Source organism: Amycolatopsis sp. NPDC051903, assembly GCF_044452505.1.
Classification (GTDB): Bacteria; Actinomycetota; Actinomycetes; order Mycobacteriales; family Pseudonocardiaceae; genus Amycolatopsis.
This window is the reverse complement of sequence record NZ_JBITBT010000014.1, coordinates 112,086-130,115: the sequence shown is the minus strand read 5'-3', so window position 1 is coordinate 130,115 and position 18,030 is coordinate 112,086. Positions and strand designations below refer to the sequence as shown.

The 18,030-nt window shown below is 70.2% G+C and carries 18 protein-coding genes; 5 read left to right on the top strand and 13 right to left on the bottom strand.

Annotation, left to right across the window (positions count from 1 at the left end):
• Window positions 1–6: 6 nt before the first annotated feature.
• Window positions 7–1,281, bottom strand: coding sequence for an MFS transporter (locus ACIA77_RS27215; protein WP_395888812.1), 1,275 nt, complete (start codon window positions 1,279–1,281; stop codon window positions 7–9).
• A 202-nt stretch (window positions 1,282–1,483) separates the two neighbouring features.
• Between ACIA77_RS27215 and ACIA77_RS27210 the strand changes: the two genes are divergently transcribed.
• A complete protein-coding gene (locus ACIA77_RS27210; protein WP_395888811.1) occupies window positions 1,484–1,807 on the top strand; it encodes an STAS domain-containing protein in 324 nt (107 codons plus the stop codon).
• On the opposite strand, the gene ACIA77_RS27205 is transcribed toward ACIA77_RS27210, so the two are convergent.
• A complete protein-coding gene (locus ACIA77_RS27205) occupies window positions 1,804–2,112 on the bottom strand; it encodes a protease inhibitor I42 family protein (RefSeq protein WP_395888810.1) in 309 nt (102 codons plus the stop codon). The genes ACIA77_RS27210 and ACIA77_RS27205 overlap by 4 nt on opposite strands.
• 173 nt (window positions 2,113–2,285) lie before the next feature.
• A complete protein-coding gene (locus ACIA77_RS27200; protein WP_395888809.1) occupies window positions 2,286–3,332 on the bottom strand; it encodes a PAS domain S-box protein in 1,047 nt (348 codons plus the stop codon).
• A 104-nt stretch (window positions 3,333–3,436) separates the two neighbouring features.
• On the opposite strand from ACIA77_RS27200, the gene ACIA77_RS27195 reads away from it, so the two are divergent.
• A complete protein-coding gene (locus tag ACIA77_RS27195) occupies window positions 3,437–4,462 on the top strand; it encodes an NADPH:quinone reductase (protein WP_395888808.1) in 1,026 nt (341 codons plus the stop codon).
• 7 nt (window positions 4,463–4,469) lie between these two features.
• On the opposite strand, the gene ACIA77_RS27190 is transcribed toward ACIA77_RS27195, so the two are convergent.
• Entirely contained in the window at window positions 4,470–5,384 is a 915-nt protein-coding gene (locus ACIA77_RS27190) for an SDR family NAD(P)-dependent oxidoreductase (protein WP_395888807.1), read from the bottom strand.
• Between the two features lie 55 nt (window positions 5,385–5,439).
• On the opposite strand from ACIA77_RS27190, the gene ACIA77_RS27185 reads away from it, so the two are divergent.
• Both ACIA77_RS27185 and ACIA77_RS27180 read left to right on the top strand, forming a co-directional pair.
• Window positions 5,440–6,018: a TetR/AcrR family transcriptional regulator gene (locus ACIA77_RS27185; RefSeq protein ID WP_395888806.1), complete on the top strand. Its 579-nt coding sequence runs from the start codon at window positions 5,440–5,442 to the stop codon at window positions 6,016–6,018.
• Window positions 6,019–6,135: 117 nt separating this feature from the next.
• A complete protein-coding gene (locus tag ACIA77_RS27180; RefSeq protein ID WP_395888805.1) occupies window positions 6,136–6,513 on the top strand; it encodes a DoxX family protein in 378 nt (125 codons plus the stop codon).
• An 86-nt stretch (window positions 6,514–6,599) separates the two neighbouring features.
• Here ACIA77_RS27180 and groL read toward each other — a convergent pair whose 3' ends face one another.
• The 9 genes from groL to ACIA77_RS27135 all read right to left on the bottom strand — a co-directional run bounded on the left by groL (window position 6,600) and on the right by ACIA77_RS27135 (window position 16,022).
• Window positions 6,600–8,291, bottom strand: coding sequence for a chaperonin GroEL (gene groL / locus ACIA77_RS27175; RefSeq protein WP_395888804.1), 1,692 nt, complete (start codon window positions 8,289–8,291; stop codon window positions 6,600–6,602).
• Between the two features lie 45 nt (window positions 8,292–8,336).
• On the bottom strand, window positions 8,337–9,362 hold the full coding sequence (locus ACIA77_RS27170; RefSeq protein WP_395888803.1) for an NAD(P)-dependent alcohol dehydrogenase: 1,026 nt from the start codon (window positions 9,360–9,362) through the stop codon (window positions 8,337–8,339).
• Window positions 9,359–10,096 carry a metal-sulfur cluster assembly factor gene (locus ACIA77_RS27165; RefSeq protein ID WP_395888802.1) on the bottom strand — a complete coding sequence of 246 codons (738 nt, stop codon included), beginning with the start codon at window positions 10,094–10,096 and terminating at the stop codon, window positions 9,359–9,361. Before ACIA77_RS27165 ends, ACIA77_RS27170 begins: the two co-directional genes overlap by 4 nt.
• Window positions 10,096–11,133, bottom strand: coding sequence for an amidohydrolase family protein (locus ACIA77_RS27160; protein WP_395888801.1), 1,038 nt, complete (start codon window positions 11,131–11,133; stop codon window positions 10,096–10,098). The genes ACIA77_RS27165 and ACIA77_RS27160 overlap by 1 nt, the downstream gene beginning before the upstream one ends.
• 45 nt (window positions 11,134–11,178) lie before the next feature.
• Window positions 11,179–11,550 carry a propane 2-monooxygenase effector subunit MimD gene (gene mimD, locus ACIA77_RS27155; RefSeq protein WP_395888800.1) on the bottom strand — a complete coding sequence of 124 codons (372 nt, stop codon included), beginning with the start codon at window positions 11,548–11,550 and terminating at the stop codon, window positions 11,179–11,181.
• Window positions 11,547–12,716, bottom strand: a complete 1,170-nt coding sequence (locus tag ACIA77_RS27150) for a toluene hydroxylase (protein WP_395888799.1) — start codon at window positions 12,714–12,716, stop codon at window positions 11,547–11,549. Before ACIA77_RS27150 ends, mimD begins: the two co-directional genes overlap by 4 nt.
• Before the next feature lie 73 nt (window positions 12,717–12,789).
• On the bottom strand, window positions 12,790–13,839 hold the full coding sequence (locus tag ACIA77_RS27145) for an FAD-binding oxidoreductase (protein WP_395888798.1): 1,050 nt from the start codon (window positions 13,837–13,839) through the stop codon (window positions 12,790–12,792).
• Between the two features lie 121 nt (window positions 13,840–13,960).
• Window positions 13,961–15,613, bottom strand: coding sequence for a methane monooxygenase (locus ACIA77_RS27140; RefSeq protein ID WP_395888797.1), 1,653 nt, complete (start codon window positions 15,611–15,613; stop codon window positions 13,961–13,963).
• Between the two features lie 166 nt (window positions 15,614–15,779).
• Window positions 15,780–16,022 carry a hypothetical protein gene (locus ACIA77_RS27135; protein ID WP_395888796.1) on the bottom strand — a complete coding sequence of 81 codons (243 nt, stop codon included), beginning with the start codon at window positions 16,020–16,022 and terminating at the stop codon, window positions 15,780–15,782.
• Between the two features lie 156 nt (window positions 16,023–16,178).
• Here ACIA77_RS27135 and ACIA77_RS27130 point away from each other — a divergent pair, with 156 nt between their 5' ends.
• Complete coding sequence (locus ACIA77_RS27130; protein ID WP_395888795.1) at window positions 16,179–18,017, top strand: sigma-54-dependent Fis family transcriptional regulator; 1,839 nt, start codon at window positions 16,179–16,181, stop codon at window positions 18,015–18,017.
• The last annotated feature ends 13 nt before the right edge of the window (window positions 18,018–18,030 follow it).

Here is an 18,030-nt window from a genome sequence, read left to right as displayed (position 1 = left end):
CCCGGTTCATTCGACCGAGGTGATGGCCCGGCCGGAGCGGTCGGCCAGGAACAGCGCGGTGATCATCATCAGCGCGACGGCGAACAGCCCGGTCGAGATGCCGCCGCCGAGGCCGTAACGGGCGGCGAGCAGGCCCACGACACCCGGGCCGAAGCTCGCGATGCCGCGGCCCACCGAGTAGCAGAAGCTCGAGCCCGTGGCGCGGATCGGCGTCGCGAACAGCTCGCCGAACCACGTGCCGAACACGGCGAAGTAGCCCAGGCCGAAGGAGATCACGAAGTACATCGCGATCACGGCCCCGGTCGAGGCGCCCGTGGCGATCAGCACCGCGAACGCGATGAACGCGACCAGCTGCACCGACGCGAAGGCCAGCAGTGCCTTGCGCCGGCCCCACGCGTCGCCCGCCGCACCGGCGGCGACGTAGGACACGAGCGAGATCGCGGCGCTGACGTAGAGCACCGTCTGCGTCGGCCCGGCACCCAGGTGCAGGCCGGTCTTGAGGAACGTCGGCATCCAGGACGAGTAGACGTAGTACGAGTACTGCGCCCCGAACACCACGATCGTGCCGAGCACGACCATCTTCAGCGCGTTCTTCCGGAACAGCAGGGCAAGCCCGGCGGTGGCGGGTTCGCGGGCCGCGGTGGTGCCGCCTTCCGCGCGCACGCGCTGCAGTTCCAGCCACTGCTTCGACTCCGGGCACGCGAGCCGGATCGCGATCGCCGCGAGGGCGGGCAGCGCGCCGATGGCGAACGCCCAGCGCCAGTTCGGCACCGCGCCCGCGACGAAGATGCCGATGGCGTAGGCCGGCCAGATCGCGGCCTGCACCGCGCCGCCCGCGAGGCCGCGGCGCTTCGGCGACCACGCCTCGTTGAGCAGGGCGAACCCGATGGCCCACTCGCCGCCGATGCCGATCCCGGCGATCATCCGGCACACCACGAACAAGCCGAAGTTCGGCGCCAGCGCCCCGAGCCCGGTGCCGATCGCGAAGATCCAGATCGTCCACGTGAGCACGCGGCGCCGGCCGAAGCGGTCCGCGAGCGGGCCGAACAGCACGCCGCCCACCGCCGTGGCGGCGAGCTGGGCCGTGAACACCGCGCCCACCGCGGCCGTCGAGACCCCGAACGTCTTGCCCACGTCGCCGGCCACGAGCGACAGGATCACCAGGTCGAAGTACTCCATCCCCCAGCCGCTGACCGCGGCCGCGATGATCAGTCCCCGCTCTCTACGGGTGTAGGCGGACCCGGCCACGCTGGCCGGCGCGTTGGTCGCCACTTCGGACATCGGCCACCTGCTTCTTTGCGGGAGGTGAATACTGGTTAGGCGGACGGTAACTGCTCGTTAGTCAGAACTCAAGGGCACCCGGGTCACGGATCGGGAGCGGGCGTGGCGCGGACGACGGATCCCCGCGGCCGTCCGGCTGACGTACGATGAAATCCCCGAATCCCGGCCCGGCCGGTGACCCCTTGGCGGCAGGAGGCGCAGAATGACTCTGCGCAGTGTTTTTCTCGACGGCGAACTGATCCTCACCGTCGACGGCGCGCTCGACGGTAGCCTCGCCCGCGACTACCGCCGCGTGACGGAAGAGGCGCTCTCGCACGACGCGAGCCGCGTCGTGGTGGACCTCACGCGCACCACCTCGGTCGACGGCAACGGCTCCGCGATGCTCGCCGCGACGGCGGCCGCGTGCGTCTCCCGCGACGTGCACTTCATCCTCGCCGTGCCCGGCGGCGTCGAAGCCGACGTCACGGATCCCGAGCAGGTCGGCCTGACGCTGGGCGGCGTCGAAACCTGGCGCGACGCCGGTTAACCGACCCGCACCGTCACGCTGAAGCGCCGCGTCACCGCGTCCGGCGCCCAGGGCCGGGCCTCCCGCAGCCGGACCACCGTCTCCCCCGGTTCATCGGCGTGCAGGACGAAGACGTGCGCACCGGTCGCGCCGGCGCGGCTCAGCGCCGGGTCCAGCGACTCCTGTCGCACGTGGACGGTGGAGCCGAGCGGCTCGATCATCCACAGGTAACCGGTTCCGGGGTTCTCCGGCAGGCGCAGCACGAACTCGTCGCCGGGCTCGAGCGCCAGCTCCCGGCCGTCGTCGTCGATCGTCAGCACGTGCATGCGCGCTCCCGCCCGGCGCCGTCCTGTCCGTCGGCCGGTGGTGAGGGGCGCCCGTGCACCCGGTGTACCTCCGGGCCGCGAAAGGTCACCAGGCTCCTCACCCCTCTGCCGACGCGGAGTTTTGTGGTGCACCGGTTCCCACTGGGTGTTCGCGCGACGGACCGGCGCCGGGCTCAGAGCGGGAACTCCGCCACCAGCAACGTCGGGCCGCCGACGGGTGAGTCGATCGTGAACTGGCCGTCCAGGGCGTCGACGCGGTCGGCGAGACCGGCGAGACCCGAGCCCGAGCCGCCCGGGGCCGCGCCGCCGACGCCGTCGTCGTGGACCTCGACGGTGAACTGCGGTTCGCGGGCCGTCACCGTGACCACGACGTGGGACGCGTGAGAGTGCTTCACCGCGTTGGTCAGAGCTTCGGCGACGAAGAAGTACGCGCACGCCTCGAGCCCCTCGGTGAGCTCGACCTCGACCGCGCCGGTCACGAGCACCGGCAGGGCGGACCGCGCGGCGAGGGCCTTGAGCGCGGAGACGAGCCCGCGCGAGGCCAGTGCCGCCGGGTGGATGCCGGAGGCGAGCTCGCGCAGCTCGTCGATCGCCCGCTGCGTGTGCTCGGCGGCCTCGTCGAGCAGCCGCCGGGCGCGCGCCGGGTCGGTGCCGAGTTCTTCGCGGATGAGCCGCAGCTCCAGGAGCAGGCTGACGAGCTGCTGCTGCGCGCCGTCGTGCAGGTTCCTCGCCAGCTGCCGCCGGACCGCGGTGGCGCTCTCCATGATGCGGCGCCCGGTGGCCCGCGACTCGGCCGCGCGGATCCGGGCCGCGTCGCGCTCCCGCAGCGCCTGCTCGGCCGCCCGCCGTTCGGTCGTGTCCACGAACGCGACCACCGCGCCCCGGCCGTCCGGCAGCTCCAGCGGCGCCGACCGCCACGCGATCGGGATCATCGAGCCGTCGCGCCGGAAGAACCAGTCGTCGTCGCACCGGACGGACTCGCCCGACATCCGCGGTCTCAGCAGCGGGCACTGTTCCGCCGGGTACACCGAGCCATCGGGGCGGTGGTGGTGCACCGTCTGGTGGCTCGGTTTGCCCTTCAGCTCGGCGAAGTCGTCGTACCCGAGCACGGCCACGGCCGCCGGATTGGCGAAGACGAGCTCGCCCGCGTGATCGACCACCCACACCGGTTGGGGCACCGTGTCCAGGATCAGCTCGAGCAGAGCGTGAGGAGACTCCACGGCACCCTCCGAGCGGTGTGGGCGACGGCCACCCCCACGGTACCCACCGGCGCCCCGAACCGAGGAGGCGGAATACGCGGACCCGCGACGGGTTTGCACCGGGCATGAGAGCTGTCACCTACACCCGCGTCGGCGGGCCGGAAGTGCTGTCGGTCGTGGAGCGGGACCTCGTGGAGCCGGGGGCGGGCGAGGTGCGCGTGCGCGTCGTCGTGTCGGCGGTGAACCCGACGGACTGGAAGCAGCGGCGCGGGCCGGGCGAGCTCACCGGGCCCGCGGTGCCCAACCAGGACGGCGCGGGCGTGGTGGACGCCGTCGGGCCGGACGTCTCGGAGTTCGCCGTGGGCGATCGCGTGTGGGTCATCCTGGCGGCGGCGCACTCGCCGTTGTCCGGGACCGCGCAGGAGTACACCGTGCTCCCGGCTTCGCGGGTCGTGCGCCTGCCCGACGACGTCGGCTTCGACGAAGGTGCCGCGTTCGCCATCCCGGCGCTGACCGCGCACCGCGCCCTGACCGTCGCCGAGGACGGGCCGGCTCGGCTCGGCCCGGGCGCCCTCGCGGGCCGCACCGTGCTCGTGACCGGTGGCGCGGGCGCCGTCGGCAACGCCGCCATCCAGCTCGCCCGCTGGGCCGGCGCCACGGTGCTGACCACCGTCTCCACCGACGAAAAGGCCGCGCTCGCCCGCGCGGCCGGGGCGCACCACGTGCTGCGCTACACCGCCGCCGACCCGGCCGCCGAGATCAAGGCGCTCGCGCCCGAAGGCGTGGACCTCGTCGTCGAAGTCGCCGCCGGGGTCAACGCGGGCCTGCACGTCGAGGTCCTGCGCCCCCGCGGCACCGTCGCGGCCTACGGCGACGACCGCGGCACGGGCACCCTGACGCTCGACTTCCGGCAGAACCTGTGGCTCAACACGCGCTACCAGTTCCTGGTCCTGTACACGGTCGGGCTGGACAAGCTGCGCGCCGGCGCCGAGGACGTGACCACCGCACTGCGCGCGGGTGCCCTGCGGCTGGGCGATTCGCGCGGGTTGCCCGTACACCGGTTCCCGCTGGCCGAGACGGCCCGGGCGCACGAGGCGTCGGAGCAGGGCATCACCGGCAAGGTGCTCATCGACGTGGCTCCGGCCGGCTGAGGGTCCTTCACGCGGGCGCGGTGACGAAACCGGGGTCCACTCCGGTCAGTTCCGCGCTCGCGGCCCACAGCCGCGCGGCTGTCTCCGCGTCGGCGAGCGGGCCCTTCGCGCGTTCGAGCCGGGGGCGACCGCGCAGACCGAAAAAGCGCGGTCCCCACAGCTGTCCATTGCGGACGGACGGGTCGAGTGCCGCGTGGACAGCCGGGCGGGCGCCGGCGTGTTTTCCCTGCAGCACCAGGCCGGCGGGTACCGCGCGCAGGGCCTGCGCAGTCGTGCGCACGTGGACGGGCGGACGGGACGGAGTCAGCGCGTCGAGCGCGCCGCCGGGGTGGACCGCGAGGCCGGCGGCACCGCTGCCGGCCGCTTCGAGGCGGCGGGCGAGTTCGAAGGCGAAGAGCAGCTGGGCGAGCTTCGAGCGTTCGTAGGCGCGCTTCGGGTCGTACGACCGGGTGCTCTGCAGGTCACCGAGATCGAGGGTGGCCGAGCGGGCCGTGAAGCTGCCCTGCGTGACGATGCGGGCCTTCGCGAGCCGGGGCCACAGCAGCGCGACGAGGGCGAAGTGGCCGAGGTGGTTGGTGGCGAACGTCAGCTCGTGGCCGGCGGCGGTCTCGCGCCGGATCGGGTCGGCGAGCAGGACGCCCGCGTTGAGGACGACGACGTCGAGGTGGTCGGCCGGCACCGCGGCCACGGAGGTCGTGAGCGAGGACAGGTCGGCGAGGTCGAGCGGCACGCACGCGACCCGGGCGCCCGGCACCCGCGCGCGGATCGCGCCGGCGGCGGCCCGGCCGCGGGCCGCGGACCGGCTGCCCAGCACCACCTCGAGCCCGGCCGCCGCCAGGTGTTCGGCGATGAAGTAGCCGATGCCCGCGTTGCCGCCCGTCACCAGTGCCGTGCGCATGATCGCCCCCAAAACTATAGTCATTCTGATTTCATAGTCATTATGACTTCAGCACCGCTTGGGCGCTAGGATCTCCGGCGTGACGGACACGGGGCGCCGCGAGCGCAAGAAGGCCCGGACCCGGCGGGCTCTCGACGAAGCAGCCCTGCGGCTGTTCCTCGAGCACGGCTACGACCACGTCACCGTGGCCCGGATCGCCGACGAGGCCGACGTCTCGGTGGCCACGCTGTTCGCCCACGTGCCCGACGGCAAGGAGGCGCTGATCTTCGACGACGGCACCGAACGCCGCGAGGGCGTCGTCGCGGCGGTGCGCGACCGCGCGCCCGGCGAGGAGGTGCTCACGGCGCTGCACCGGTTCTTCGCGAGCCGCGGGCCCTTCGCCGCGCAGCTGCCGCCGGAGCTGGAGCGCAAGCGCGCGCTGATCGTGAACACACCCGCGCTGCGCGGCTACGCCCGGCGGCTCTGGATCGCGTGCGAGGTGCCGCTGGCCGAAGCGATCGCCGAGGCCGGCGGGCTCGACGCGACCGACCCGTCCGTGCGCGCACTCGCCCGCTTCGTACTGGAGATCCCCGACCTCACCGGCGCGGATCCCGACCCGCTCGCCGCGCTGGCCACCGTGTTCGGCCACCTGGCCCGCGGCTGGCCGGCCAACACCTGACTTTCGCAGGGTACCGAGCCGCCACCGGACCGGGTATACCAAATAGGTCTGGACCATTCAGGACGCGGCCGGCGGGCGACCCGGTCGCGCCCGCGCACTGTCCTGTGTGGAGGCACCATGAACCGGCTGGACGCGATCCGCGACCACGCGATCGGGCTCTTCCGCATCGTCATCGGGTTCCTCTTCGCGTGCCACGGCGTGAAGACGATCTTCGGGCTCCTCGGCGCCCACGCGCCGGCCGCCGTGGGGCAGTGGCCCGGGTGGTGGGCCGCGCTCATCCAGCTCGTCGCCGGCACGCTCGTGTTCCTGGGCATCGGCACGCGGGGTGCGGCGCTGCTCGGCTCGGGGTCGATGGCGTTCGCCTACTTCACCGTGCACGCGCCGAACAGCCTGTGGCCCATCCAGAACGGCGGCGAGCAGGCCGCGTTGTTCTGCTGGACGTTGCTGGTCCTCGCCTTCACCGGACCGGGCCGGTTCTCGCTCGGCGGGTGCTGAGCGCGCGGCGCGCGGGCCGGGCAGAGGAAGGCCCCCGCGCACCCGTACGGGGGTGAGGCGCGCGGGGGCCGTGGCTCGGCCGGGCTTCAGGCGACGCTCGGGCCCATCCCGAGCGACTGGGGTGTGCTGGCGTCCGGCGACGGCTGGTGCAGCCCTTCGTCCAGCGGCCCGAACTCCGTCATCAGCGCCGGGCTGCCACCCCACGGGGTCTGCTCCTCGGCGATCAGCGAGTTGGTGGTGAGCAGCAGGCCCGCCACCGAAGCGCCGTTCTGCAGCGCCGAGCGGCACACGCGCAGCGGGTCGATGATGCCCATCTCGACCAGGTCGCCGAAGCGCCCGTACAGCGCGTCGAAGCCCTCGTCATCGCGGAGTTTTCTCGTCTGCGCCACGATCTCCGACGCCGCGTAACCGGCGTTGCTCGCGATCAGCATCGCCGGCGCGCTCAGCGCCCGCCGCACGATGTCGGCGCCGATCGCGTAGTCGCCTTCGAGATCGAGGCCTTCCAGCACCTTTTCGGCGTGCAGCAGCGTCGCGCCGCCGCCGGCGACGACGCCTTCGGCGATCGCGGCCCGCGTGGCCGACAGCGCGTCCTCCACCCGGTGCTGCAACTCCTTGAGCTCGGCCGGCGTCGCCGCGCCGACCCGGATCACGGCCACCTTCCCCGTCAGCGCGCCGATCCGCTCGGTCAGCACGTCCTCGTCGACGCCGAACTGCGCGCGGGCCAGCTCCGCGCGCAACTGGTTCACGCGGAACTCGATGTCGTCGGCGGAGCCCGCTCCCCCGACGATCTGCGTCGCGTTCTCCGTCACCCGCACCTGCTTGGCGCGCCCGAGGTGCTCGATCTTCATCGTCTCCAGCGAGAACCCCGAGTGCTTCGACAACACGGCCCCGCCGACGACCGCCGCGAGGTCCTCCAGCTTGTGCAGCCGCCGGTCGCCGAAACCCGGCGCCCGCACCGCGACGGCCTGGAACGTGCGGTTCACGTGGTTGTGCACCAGCATGCTCAGCGCCGTGCCCTCCACGGTCTCCGCGATCAGCACGAGCGGCCGCGGGTTGCGCATCACCTTGTCCAGCACGGGCATCAGCTGCTGGACGTTCGTGATCTTCTCGGCGCACATGAGGATGTACGGGTCGTCGAGCACCGCTTCCAGGCGCCCGGGATCCGTCACCAGGTACGGCGACACGTAGCCGTTGTCGAATTCGAAGCCCTCCACGAACTCCACCGACATGCCGATGCGCGGCGACTCCTCGATCGTCACCACCCCGGTCTCCCCCACCGTGTGCAGCGCCTTGGCGATCACCGAACCGACGGCACCGTCGTCGTTCGCGGAGATCGCGGCCACCCTCGCGTAGTCCACTTCGGACTTCACCGGGTGCGCCATGGTCTCCAGGTGCTCCACGAGCCGCCCCACGGCCTGGTCGATGCCGCGCTTGACGAGCACCGGGTTGCCACCCTGGGCGATCGCCTTCATGCCTTCGCCGACGATCGCCTGCGCGAGCACGGTGGCCGTGGTGGTGCCGTCGCCGACGACGTCGTTGGTCTTGATCGCGGCTTCCTTCACCAGCTGGGCGCCCATGTTCTCGAACTGGTCGCGCAGGTGCACCTCGCGCGCGATCGTCACGCCGTCGTTGGTGACCACGGGCGAACCGGTGATCTTCTCGATGATGACGTTGCGCCCCTTGGGACCCAGCGTCGACTTCACGGCTTCCGCCAGTTTGTCCACCCCGGCCACCAGCAGGTCGCGGGCTTCCGAGCCGAAGCGAAGTTCCTTGGCCATGCTGCTCCTCCTGTGTGTGTGGACCCTGTGTTGTGGACCGGGGATTCAGGGGACGAGGATCGCTCGGCCCCGCACCCGGCCGGCGTCGAGGTCGGCCAGCGCGTCGAGCGCCGCGTCGAGCGGGTACTGCCGGGTGTGCAGGGTGACCTTGCCCGCCTGGGCGAGCACCATCAGCTCGACGAGGTCGTTGTAGGTGCCCACGAGGTTGCCCACGATGTTGCGCTCGGTGGAGATGATGTCGATCGTCGGGATGTCGATGTTGCTGCCGTAGCCGATCACGAAGTCCGAACCGTTGCGGCGCGTCATCGCGAACGCGTCCTGCTGCGCGCCCTGCTCGGCGACGAAGTCGAGCACGACCTCGGCGCCGTGGCCACCGGTCAGGTCGAGCACGGCCCCGACCTGGCTGCCGTCGGCGAGCACCGTGTGGTCGGCCCCGAGTTCCGCGGCCAGCTTGAGCGCCTCGGCGTTGCGGTCCACCACGACGACGGTCGCCGCGGTCAGCGCGCGCAGCGACTGGATGCCGATGTGCCCCAGCCCGCCGGCGCCGTTGACCACGCACACCGTGCCGGGTGGCAGCAGCGGCACGGCCTTGCGCACGGCGTGGTAGGCCGTGATGCCCGCGTCGGCCAGCGCCGCGACGTCCTGGGGCTGGGTGCCCGGGTCGAGCTTGATGCACGCCCGCGCGGAGGTGAGCAGGTACTCGGCCATGCCGCCGTCGGAGTCGATGCCGGGGAACGCGTTGTTCTCGCAGTGCATGTCGTTGCCGGCGCGGCAGGCGTGGCAGAGCCCGCACGTCGGCGTCGGGTGCAGGATCACGGTGTCGCCCACGGCCACGTTGGTCACCGCGGAGCCGACCTCGTGCACCCAGCCGGCGTTCTCGTGCCCGATCGTGTAAGGCAGGGCGACGCCGGACTTCTCGGCCCACTGGCCCTCGATGATGTGCAGGTCCGTCCGGCACACGCCGGCCCCGCCGATCTTCACGACGACGTCGAGCGGTCCCGCGGCCCTCGGTTCCGGTACGTCCTCGAGCACGGGCTGCTGGTGGTAGGAGTGCAACCGGACGGCCCTCATGGCGTCTCCTCCGTTTCGCCGATCTCCGGGTAGCGGACGCGCAGCATCCCGCGGCACACCCCCGAGTTCGCGTCCTGGCTCACCCGCGTGACGCGGGCCAGCCCCAGGTGCCGGCGCAGGTCCGCCGGCGAGACGGCTTCGCCGGTGCCCGGGTCGAGCACCAGCGGGTCGGTGTCTTCGCTGGGCAGGCCCAGCTCACGGCGGCGGCCCCGCAACCGCTCGCGGTCCGGGCCGTCCGGCGCGTCGCCGAGCGTGAGCTCCGCCAGCCGTTCGCGGTCCACGCCGGCGGACACCAGCCCGCGGCACACGCGGTCGGTGCCGGCGAGCACGGCCTTGCGGATGAAGTCCGCGCGCAGGTCGTCGAGCTCGTTCGCGGCCTCCCGGCCGAAGGACCCGACGAACCCCGCCCGCGCCGCGACGCCGTGGTTGATCACGTCGGCGGCGAAGTGGTCCTTCAGCCGCACCACGGCCCGCGTCACCCCCGGCACCGCCGACACCGCGTCGTAGGCGTCGGCCACCATCAGGAAGGCGAAGTTCGGTGCGCAGAAGTACGTCGGCAAGCACAGCTCGACGACCGCTTCACCGTCGGGGTCCACGGCGTGCGACGCCACGAACCCCAGATCGGTGAGCGGTGCGTCCAGCTCGGGGTCGCGCACTGTCCCCAGCGCCGACCAGACCGCCGCGGTGATCGCGGCGGCCTGGTCGGTGCGCGCGCCGGCGGAACCGGGCGCCATCACGGCGACGGGACCCCGACGGCCTCGACGGTCTCGGGCTTCTCCAGCCCCAGTCCTTCCGGCACCTCGATGCCGTACAGCCGGGCCGCGTTCAGCCCGAGGATCTTCTTCTTGGTCTCGACCGTGAGCTTCCCGTAGTCCGAGAACTCCTCGCCCTCGGGCATCTGCCAGTCGACGAAGCCCTCGACCTGCCACTTCGGTTCCCAGATGGCGTAGTCGGCGCCGAAGAGCATCTTGTCCTCACCGACCCAGAACAGCAGCTCTCCCATGACCTTCGCGAAGAAGCGCGGCCGCGCGTGCATCAGCCCGCCGATGACCACGGACAGGCCGGCGTAGACGTTGGGCTCCTGCGTCGCCATGAAGCAGAAGTCCTCGATCCGCGGCAGGCCGACGTGCTCGACGATGAAGTTGAGCTCCGGGAAGTTCGTGGCCGCGTAGTCCACGTCCTTCACGTCGAACGCGTCCTTGTCCAGCGGCCAGATCGTCGGTCCCTTGTGGACGTGGATGTTCTTCACGCCCAGTTCCTGGCACTTCTCCAGGTAGTACGCGGCCTCCGGGTCACGCAGGCTCCAGCCGCGCGAGTCACCGTGCCACTCGGCGGTGTAGAGCTTCACTCCCTTGCAACCCCAGCGCTTGACGCGCGCCTCGAACGCCTGCAGCCCCGGCTCGCCGTCACGCGGATCCCAGTTCGTGTTCACGATGAACCGGCCCGGGTACTTCTCCGCGAGCGCGCCGTTGACCTCCGTCGTGTTGAAACCCTCCTTGTACCACTGGCGGAGGCTGGTGGGCTGGAAGATGGCGATGTCCACGTGACCCGCGTCGAACAGGTCGTGCATCATCGTTTCTTCGTCGTACTTCTGGAACTTCTCGATGGGCCAGTGGGTCTCCTTCGGTCCCAGGCCCTGGTAGGCGTGGAAGCACTCGATCCAGCCCTTCGCGTACTCCTCCTGTCCCGGTATCCAGTTGGCCGGGCTCGCGTCCCAGAAGTGGGTGTGGCTGTCGACCACGAAGTACTTCTCGCCGTCCTTTTCGTACACGATGCTCCTCCCGGATTGGCTCGAGTGCGTCCCCGCTCGCTGCTGTTACGACCGGGCCACGAGGTCGAAGTCGAGGTACTCGGCTGCGTCCTCGGGGTTGGCGAACATGATGGTGCGGTCGTCGAGGTGGACCATGCGGCCGTAGTGGGTCGACATGTTCTCCTCGAACTCCGCCGAATTGAACCAGCCGTCCTCCTCGCCGGCGGCCTCGTCGATCTCGGAGTAGACCACGTCCATGCGGCCATCCGCGTCGACGCGGATCATCGAGGGCAGCGGCGTGATCGTCACGTTGTCCTTCCCGCCCATCACCTCCGCCACGATCACGCCGACCTGGTTGTTCATCAAGGTGAACCCGCACCGGTTCGACGCGGTGTTGTTGGACTTGAACGGGCTTTTCGCCGTCTTGAACGTGGTCACTGGCTGAGCTCCTTCGGTGCCTGCAAACCCAGGTCGGACAGGATGCCGCCGAAACGGCTCTTGGCGCGGTCGAGGCCGTCTTCGAACCGCATGGGTTTCGCGTCGGGCTGCGACCACAGCGGCTGCATCGTGCGCGCCGCGGACAGGCACTTGGGCACCCACGCCGACAGCCACTGGTCCAACAGCTGCCGGTTGTGGTCGGCGAACTCCTTGTCGTTGACGAGCAAATCGAACATCGCCTTGGTGTAGCGCAGGTCGCGCTCGGAGTAGTCGAACTCCTCCGCGCCGATGAGCGTCGGCGTCACGAAGTCGCCGTTGGCCGGCGCCGCCTGCTGCACGAGCCGGCTGCGGAAGAGCTCACCCACGAGCGGCTCGAAGACGATGTTCGCGGCGAAGATCGCTTCGCACCAGTCCCAGATCTCGGTGAGCGCCTCGGCCGTCTCGCGCACGCCCTGCCACGCCGGGTCCTCGTTCCACGTCTCGAGGTGCGCGGTGCCGTCGAACCCGTCGATCTCCTCGGACAGCGTGAGGTTGTACAGCGCGAGGTCCTGCGCCGCACGGATGCGGTGCATGCTGTTCACGGAGATCGCGTTGTTGTGCATGTTGGTCGGCGCCCGCCGGTTGGCGTTGGCGAACAGGTACAGCCCCAATCCGTGGTCCACGTGCATCCACGCACCGACGTGCTGAGCGACGAAGCTGACCCAGTTGGGGTTCCACTGCTCGAACGCCTTCGACTGACGGGCCGCGTCGACGTTCTGGTTGAGCTGGCGGACCACGTTGGCGTTGTAGCGGTAGAGGGTGAGCTCCCACTCCTCGTTGGGGTCGCGGAACTCGTGCCAGCCGAGCGCGGGCCACGGGTAGCCGGCGCCGCCGGAACCGGGACTGCGGACGGGCTCGGGCCGGTCCGAGCCCCACGCCTTGAGCGCGGTCCACTCGAGCGGGTAGCCGCCCTTGCCGTCGGAGAAGCCGTACAGCCAGCCTTGGCTCAGGTAGTGCCGCGGGTCGGGTTGCACCTCGACGGTGACGTCCTCGTAGTGGCTCTGCTTGCGCTTCTTCGGAGTGAAGTAGTTGAAGTGCCGCTCCGCCGAATCGGGGAACTCCCGGGCACCAGCCTCGGCATCGGTGAAGACGGGCTTGGGCACACTGCGTTCTGCCGTCGTTGTCATCGGTTTCTTTCCTTCGCGTCGGGCACGGGTCTCGTCGTTACCCCGATTTCTCGGTTTCCACCGGCACGGGCGCTCACGTCTCGTCCGCGTCGCCGGTGGTGGTGAACTTGTCGTAGAAGATCCGCTTCTCCGGCACGCCCAGCGCCGGCAGCAGCTCCAGGGCCGCCTCCACCATGGGAGGAGGCCCGCACACGTAGACGTCGGTGCGGCCCAGGTCGGCTTCGAGCCGCCGCACGACGTCGGTGATCATCCCGGTCTCGCCGTCCCAGCCGTCGCCGTCCGCCGGCTCCGACAGGGCCGGCACGAACCGGAACCCGGGAATCTTCTCCTCGAGGGCGCGCAGTTCGTCCTCGAAGCACAGGTCCCGCTCGCGGCGGGCGCCGTAGTAGTAGGTCGCCTTCCGCTCGATGCCGCGCTCGGCCATGGACCGCAGCAGCGAGAGGATGGGCGCCATGCCGGCGCCGCCACCGAGGAAGACCAGGTCCCGTTCCGGAGCGTCCCGCAGGGTGAACACGCCGAACGGGCCGGAGAGCTCCAACCGGTCCCCGACCGCAACGCCGGTGTCCAGGAACTGCGAGAACAACCCGTCCGGGTAGATCTTGATGACGAACTCCAGGAGGCCGGAATCCCGGCCGGGGGTGTTCGCCATCGAGAACGACCGGGTTGCTTCGTGTCCCGGGACCGCGAAATCGACGTACTGACCGGGGAAGAACTTGAACGCCGCGGCGTCCTCGAGCCGGACGACGAGCCGCCGGAGGTCGTGGGTGACCTCCTCCAGCGACACGACCTCGCCCGAGGTCTCCACGATGGGCAGTCCGGAGTGGATCATCTCCTCGTCGTAGTTGAGCAGTTCGATCGTCAGGTCCTCGTACGCGTGCGCCCGGCACAGGAGGGTGAACCCCTCCTCCTTCTCGAAGTCGGGCAGCGCGAAGGTCGAGTACTTGTCGTGCTCGAGGTCGTCACCTTCGAGGACGAACGACTTGCAGGAGGCGCACTGCCCCTCCTTGCAGCCGTGCATGAGCATCACGCCCTGTTCGGCGGCACCGCGCAGGATCGTCTGCTCCTCGTCGACCTCGATCTCGATCCCGACCGGCTCGAAGCGCACGTGGTGCTTGTTTCCCATCGTCTTCCCAACTGGACGATCGTGTCGGCTCGGGGTAGCACGCAGCACGGGGCGCCACCGGCGGCGACCGGGGCCGTGAGGGGCACGGCACCCGGTCGCCGGCGGTGACCGGTGAGTCCGATCAGGACGCCGCGCGAGCCGGCCGGCCGGCCGGGCCCTGGCGGTTGTAGTCGTCCTGGAACGCGGCCCGCTCCTCGGCGGTCATCTCGTTGAGGAGCACGTTCGGGCTCTGCAGCGGCGGGCACCGGCGCAGGTGGTCCAGCGTCCACATCTTCTTCGGGTCCAGGTCGAGGTGCGGCTGCGCGACCAGGGTCTTGCCGTCGTCACGGACGTAACCCATGTCGGAGACCACGTCCGCCCAGTTCCAGCCGTGGTAGAGCGTCTCCCACTCGCGCTTCCCGATCAGCTGGCCCATGTTCGGGGTCTCCCGGCCCTGGTACGTCGGGCGGAACGCCTCGACGTCGGTCCACCGGCAGGCCTCGTGGCAGTACGTCCGCCACTGGCCGTTGACCTCGGCCATGACCATGTCCTCGCGCACCAGGCACGGCACCATGCAGGTCCAGCACCGGTGCGGGTAGACGTAGTCGACGTCCTCGAGAGCGATCGGGTTGTGCCCGTTCGGGACCGACAGGCGGCTGTAGTTCTCCCACCACTTGCCGTACTTGTCGTACCAGCCCGGGTACTTGTACTCGAACCACTCGAAGTCCTCGTCCGTCATCGGGTCGATGCGCCAGTAGTTGGCGAGCCACCCGGTGGCGAAGAACTGTGCGACTTCGTGGACGTAACCTTTGTCCCAGATCTGCTTCCACGCCTCTTCGATGAGGTCGTGGGGAATGACCAGACCGTACTTCTCGAGCGGGACGAGGTAACTGCGGTAGTAGTCGTCGTAGATCCACCGGCGCCACATCTCCGCGTAGCTCTCGCGGTCCTTGCGGCGGTCCTTCGTGCCGTACTCGATGAAGGTGCCGATGGCCGCGTCGACGACGCGGTGGTTGTTCCACCACGCGTAGCGCAGGTCGCGCTCGAGCAGCTGGTGGTTGCTCTCATCGGAAAGTGCCATCAGCAGCGTGGCGTACCCGTTGCTGATGTGGCGCGATTCGTCGGACTGCACCGAGTGGAACACCGTCGGCAGCAGGTAGTCGCCGTTGGCGGCCGCCTCGGCGGGCATGGCGACGAACAGCGTGTTGGTGAACGCCGTCTCGGCCACGATCGTCAGGTAGATGCTCGCCGCGGTGATCGCGTCACCCGTGATGAACCCTTCGGCGAACTGCCGGCCGATCGTGCCGCAGTAGTCGTTCTGGAAGTTCCGCAGGCTCGAGTTGAAGCCGGCGGGGTCGATGTAGTTGTTCATGTACAGGCGCTTGAGGTTCTGCTGGATCGTCGAGTGCCGGACCTCGTCGATCATCTGGATCGCCTGGCCGTTGTGCAGCTCCGGGTTCGGCACGGTCCGGAACAGCAGCGGCATCGCCCGCGCGGCCGAGATCTCGGGCAGCGGGATGATCGACAGGAACAGCTTCTGCCACTCGAGCCACCGCTCCTGGACCTGGCGGAACATGTTGCCGCGGATGGCGCCGTCCTCGGCCCCGTAAACGCGGTGGTCCTTTTCCTCCTGCATCGGGAAGTAGGAGCGGAGCACCTGCTTGAGCGGGTCCTTCTTCTTGGCCTTCTGGAACGTGTAATCGGTTCCGTAGTGCGACACCGGCTGGTGGTACACCGGTTCCCACGACAGCTCCTGGATCTTCTGGTGGGCTTTCGCCACGCTCTGGCGGCTCATGGTTTCTCCTTACCCGTCGCGCCACGACGGCTGCTGGCTCGCCCCGGCCCGTACCGCGGTACCCGGTTCACCCGGCGGGACCGGAGCGCGAAGTCCTGCGCCCACGATTAGGGGGGCGGCCAGCCGAAACGCGAGTCTCAATACGAGACAACCGGCGGAGATTTTTTCAGCCGTCCTCCATCATGGTCGCTCGCAGCTGCGCCAGGTGCGACTCCTTCTCGTGCTGCAGGCGCACGTCGCCCTCCGCTGTGGGCGTGATGCCCAGCGCGCGCAGCAATTGCGCCGCCGGCTCGCCGGGCGGTCCCCCGGAGCCCAGCGTCGGGTGCAGTCCGATGTCGACGAGGTGGCGGAACACCACGTCGACGACCGTCCACGGGTTGTAGGTCTCCTCGCCTTCGTGTTCATCCATTCGGGTTCTCCTGCGGTCGTCGGGCAGACACCTCCATGAGAACCCCGCGCGCGCGAGGGGCGCGTCTCAACGTGAGACTCGCGCTGGACACGTGACCTAAGCTGGGCTCGACCCGGTACGCGACACGACGACGTGGGCAGCGACAGGAGGTCGACCGTGGCGACGAGTCCACCCGCACGACGCGAAGCTCCGCCCCCGAGTGCGATCCTCCCCGACGAAGACGGGCTGGCCCGCACCCGGATCCGGTTCCTCACGTCGGAATCCGTCGAGCCGGACCAAGTTCGCGAGGCGATCCTCGCTTCGTGGTGGCGGTCCCGGCACTTCCACGTGCCCGCCGACCGGATCGACCTGCCCTACCTCGGCGAGGTCAACCTCGACACCCCGCTGATCCACAGCGCGAAGCTCGTGATGCAGCGCCTCGGCGACCAGCTGGACGGGCAGCCGATCAGCATGATCCTCGCCGATCCGACCGGCACCGTGCTGAGCCAGCGCAGCGGCGACACCGACCTGCACCGCCACCTCGAACGCGTGGAGCTCGTCCCGGGGTTCAGCTACGGCGAGCGGTTCGTGGGCACCAACGGCATCGGCACCGCGCTCGAGGACGACCAGCCGACGCACGTGTTCGGCCACGAGCACTACGCGGAGCACCTCGAAAACCTCGCGTGCGCGGGCGTGCCGATCCACCACCCCATCTCGGGGAAGCTCATCGGGGCGATCGACCTGACGTGCTGGCGCAAGGACGCCGGCGGGCTGCTGATCGCGCTCGCGCGCAGCACCGCCGAGCAGATCCAGCAGGCGCTGCTGACCCACAGCAACCTGCGCGAGCTGATGCTCTTCCAGTCCTACTTGCAGGCTTGCCGGCGCACGACCGGGATCGTGATGGCGTTCAACGACGACATCGTGATGATGAACGACAGCGCGCGCCAGCTGCTCAACTCCGCCGACCAGTCGATCCTGCTCGGGCACGCCGCGCAGGCGCTTTCCGAGCACCGGCGCAACACCGCGACCGTGGGACTTTCGGGCGGGGGCAAGGTCAAGATGCACTGCCGGCGCGTGGCCGGCCAGCACGAGGACGACGTGGTGGGCGGCGTGCTTTCGGTGAAGCTGCTCGTGTCCGAGGACGAGACGAGCGGCGTGCCCGTGCCGATGCTGCCGATGTTCCTGCCCGGGCTCGTGGGCTCCGCGCCCTCGTGGCTGCGGTGCACGCACGACGTCGACGCCGGGTACAGCCGCGGCGAATGGCTCGTGCTCGCCGGTGAGCCGGGCACCGGGAAGCTGAGCCTGGCCCGCGGTGTGCACCAGCGGCGCAACCCGACCGGGCGGCTGCACACGCTCGACGCGCGCGAGGCGGCGGAGGACGACTGGTTGTCGGACCTGCGGCGCGACCTGGTCGACGACCCGGTCGACTCGCTCGTGGTGCAGCACCTCGAAGCACTGCGCGGCGAACAGCTCAAGGCGTTCACCGCGGTGCTCGACGAGGTCCGCACGGCGTACGGCGCCAACGCACCGTGGCTCGCGGTCACGCTCGCGCCCGAGGCCGAGACGACCCCGGATCTCGCGGAGCCGCTGGCCTTCTTCCCGCGCACCGTCACCGTGCCGCCGCTGCGCCGGCACGTCGACGACCTCACCGAGCTCGTGCCGTTCTTCCTCGCGAAGCTCTCGCGGTCCAACCGGCTGACGTGCTCGCCGACGGCGCTGCACCTGCTGATGCGGGCCGACTGGCCGGGCAACACCGCGCAGCTGAACCAGGTGCTGCGCAAGGTCGCGCAGCACCGGCGGCTCGGCTCGATCCAGCCGAGCGACCTGCCGGCCGAGTACCAGGCCGTGGCGAAGCGCCCGTTGAAGGGCCTCGAATCGATCGAGCGTGACGCGATCGTGCGCAGTCTCGAAGAGGCGCACGGCAACAAACCGCGCGCGGCGCAGCTGCTCGGCATCTCGCGCGCCACGATCTACCGCAAGATCCACGAGTACGGGATCGTCACGCCCGATCACTGATCAGCGGGCCCAC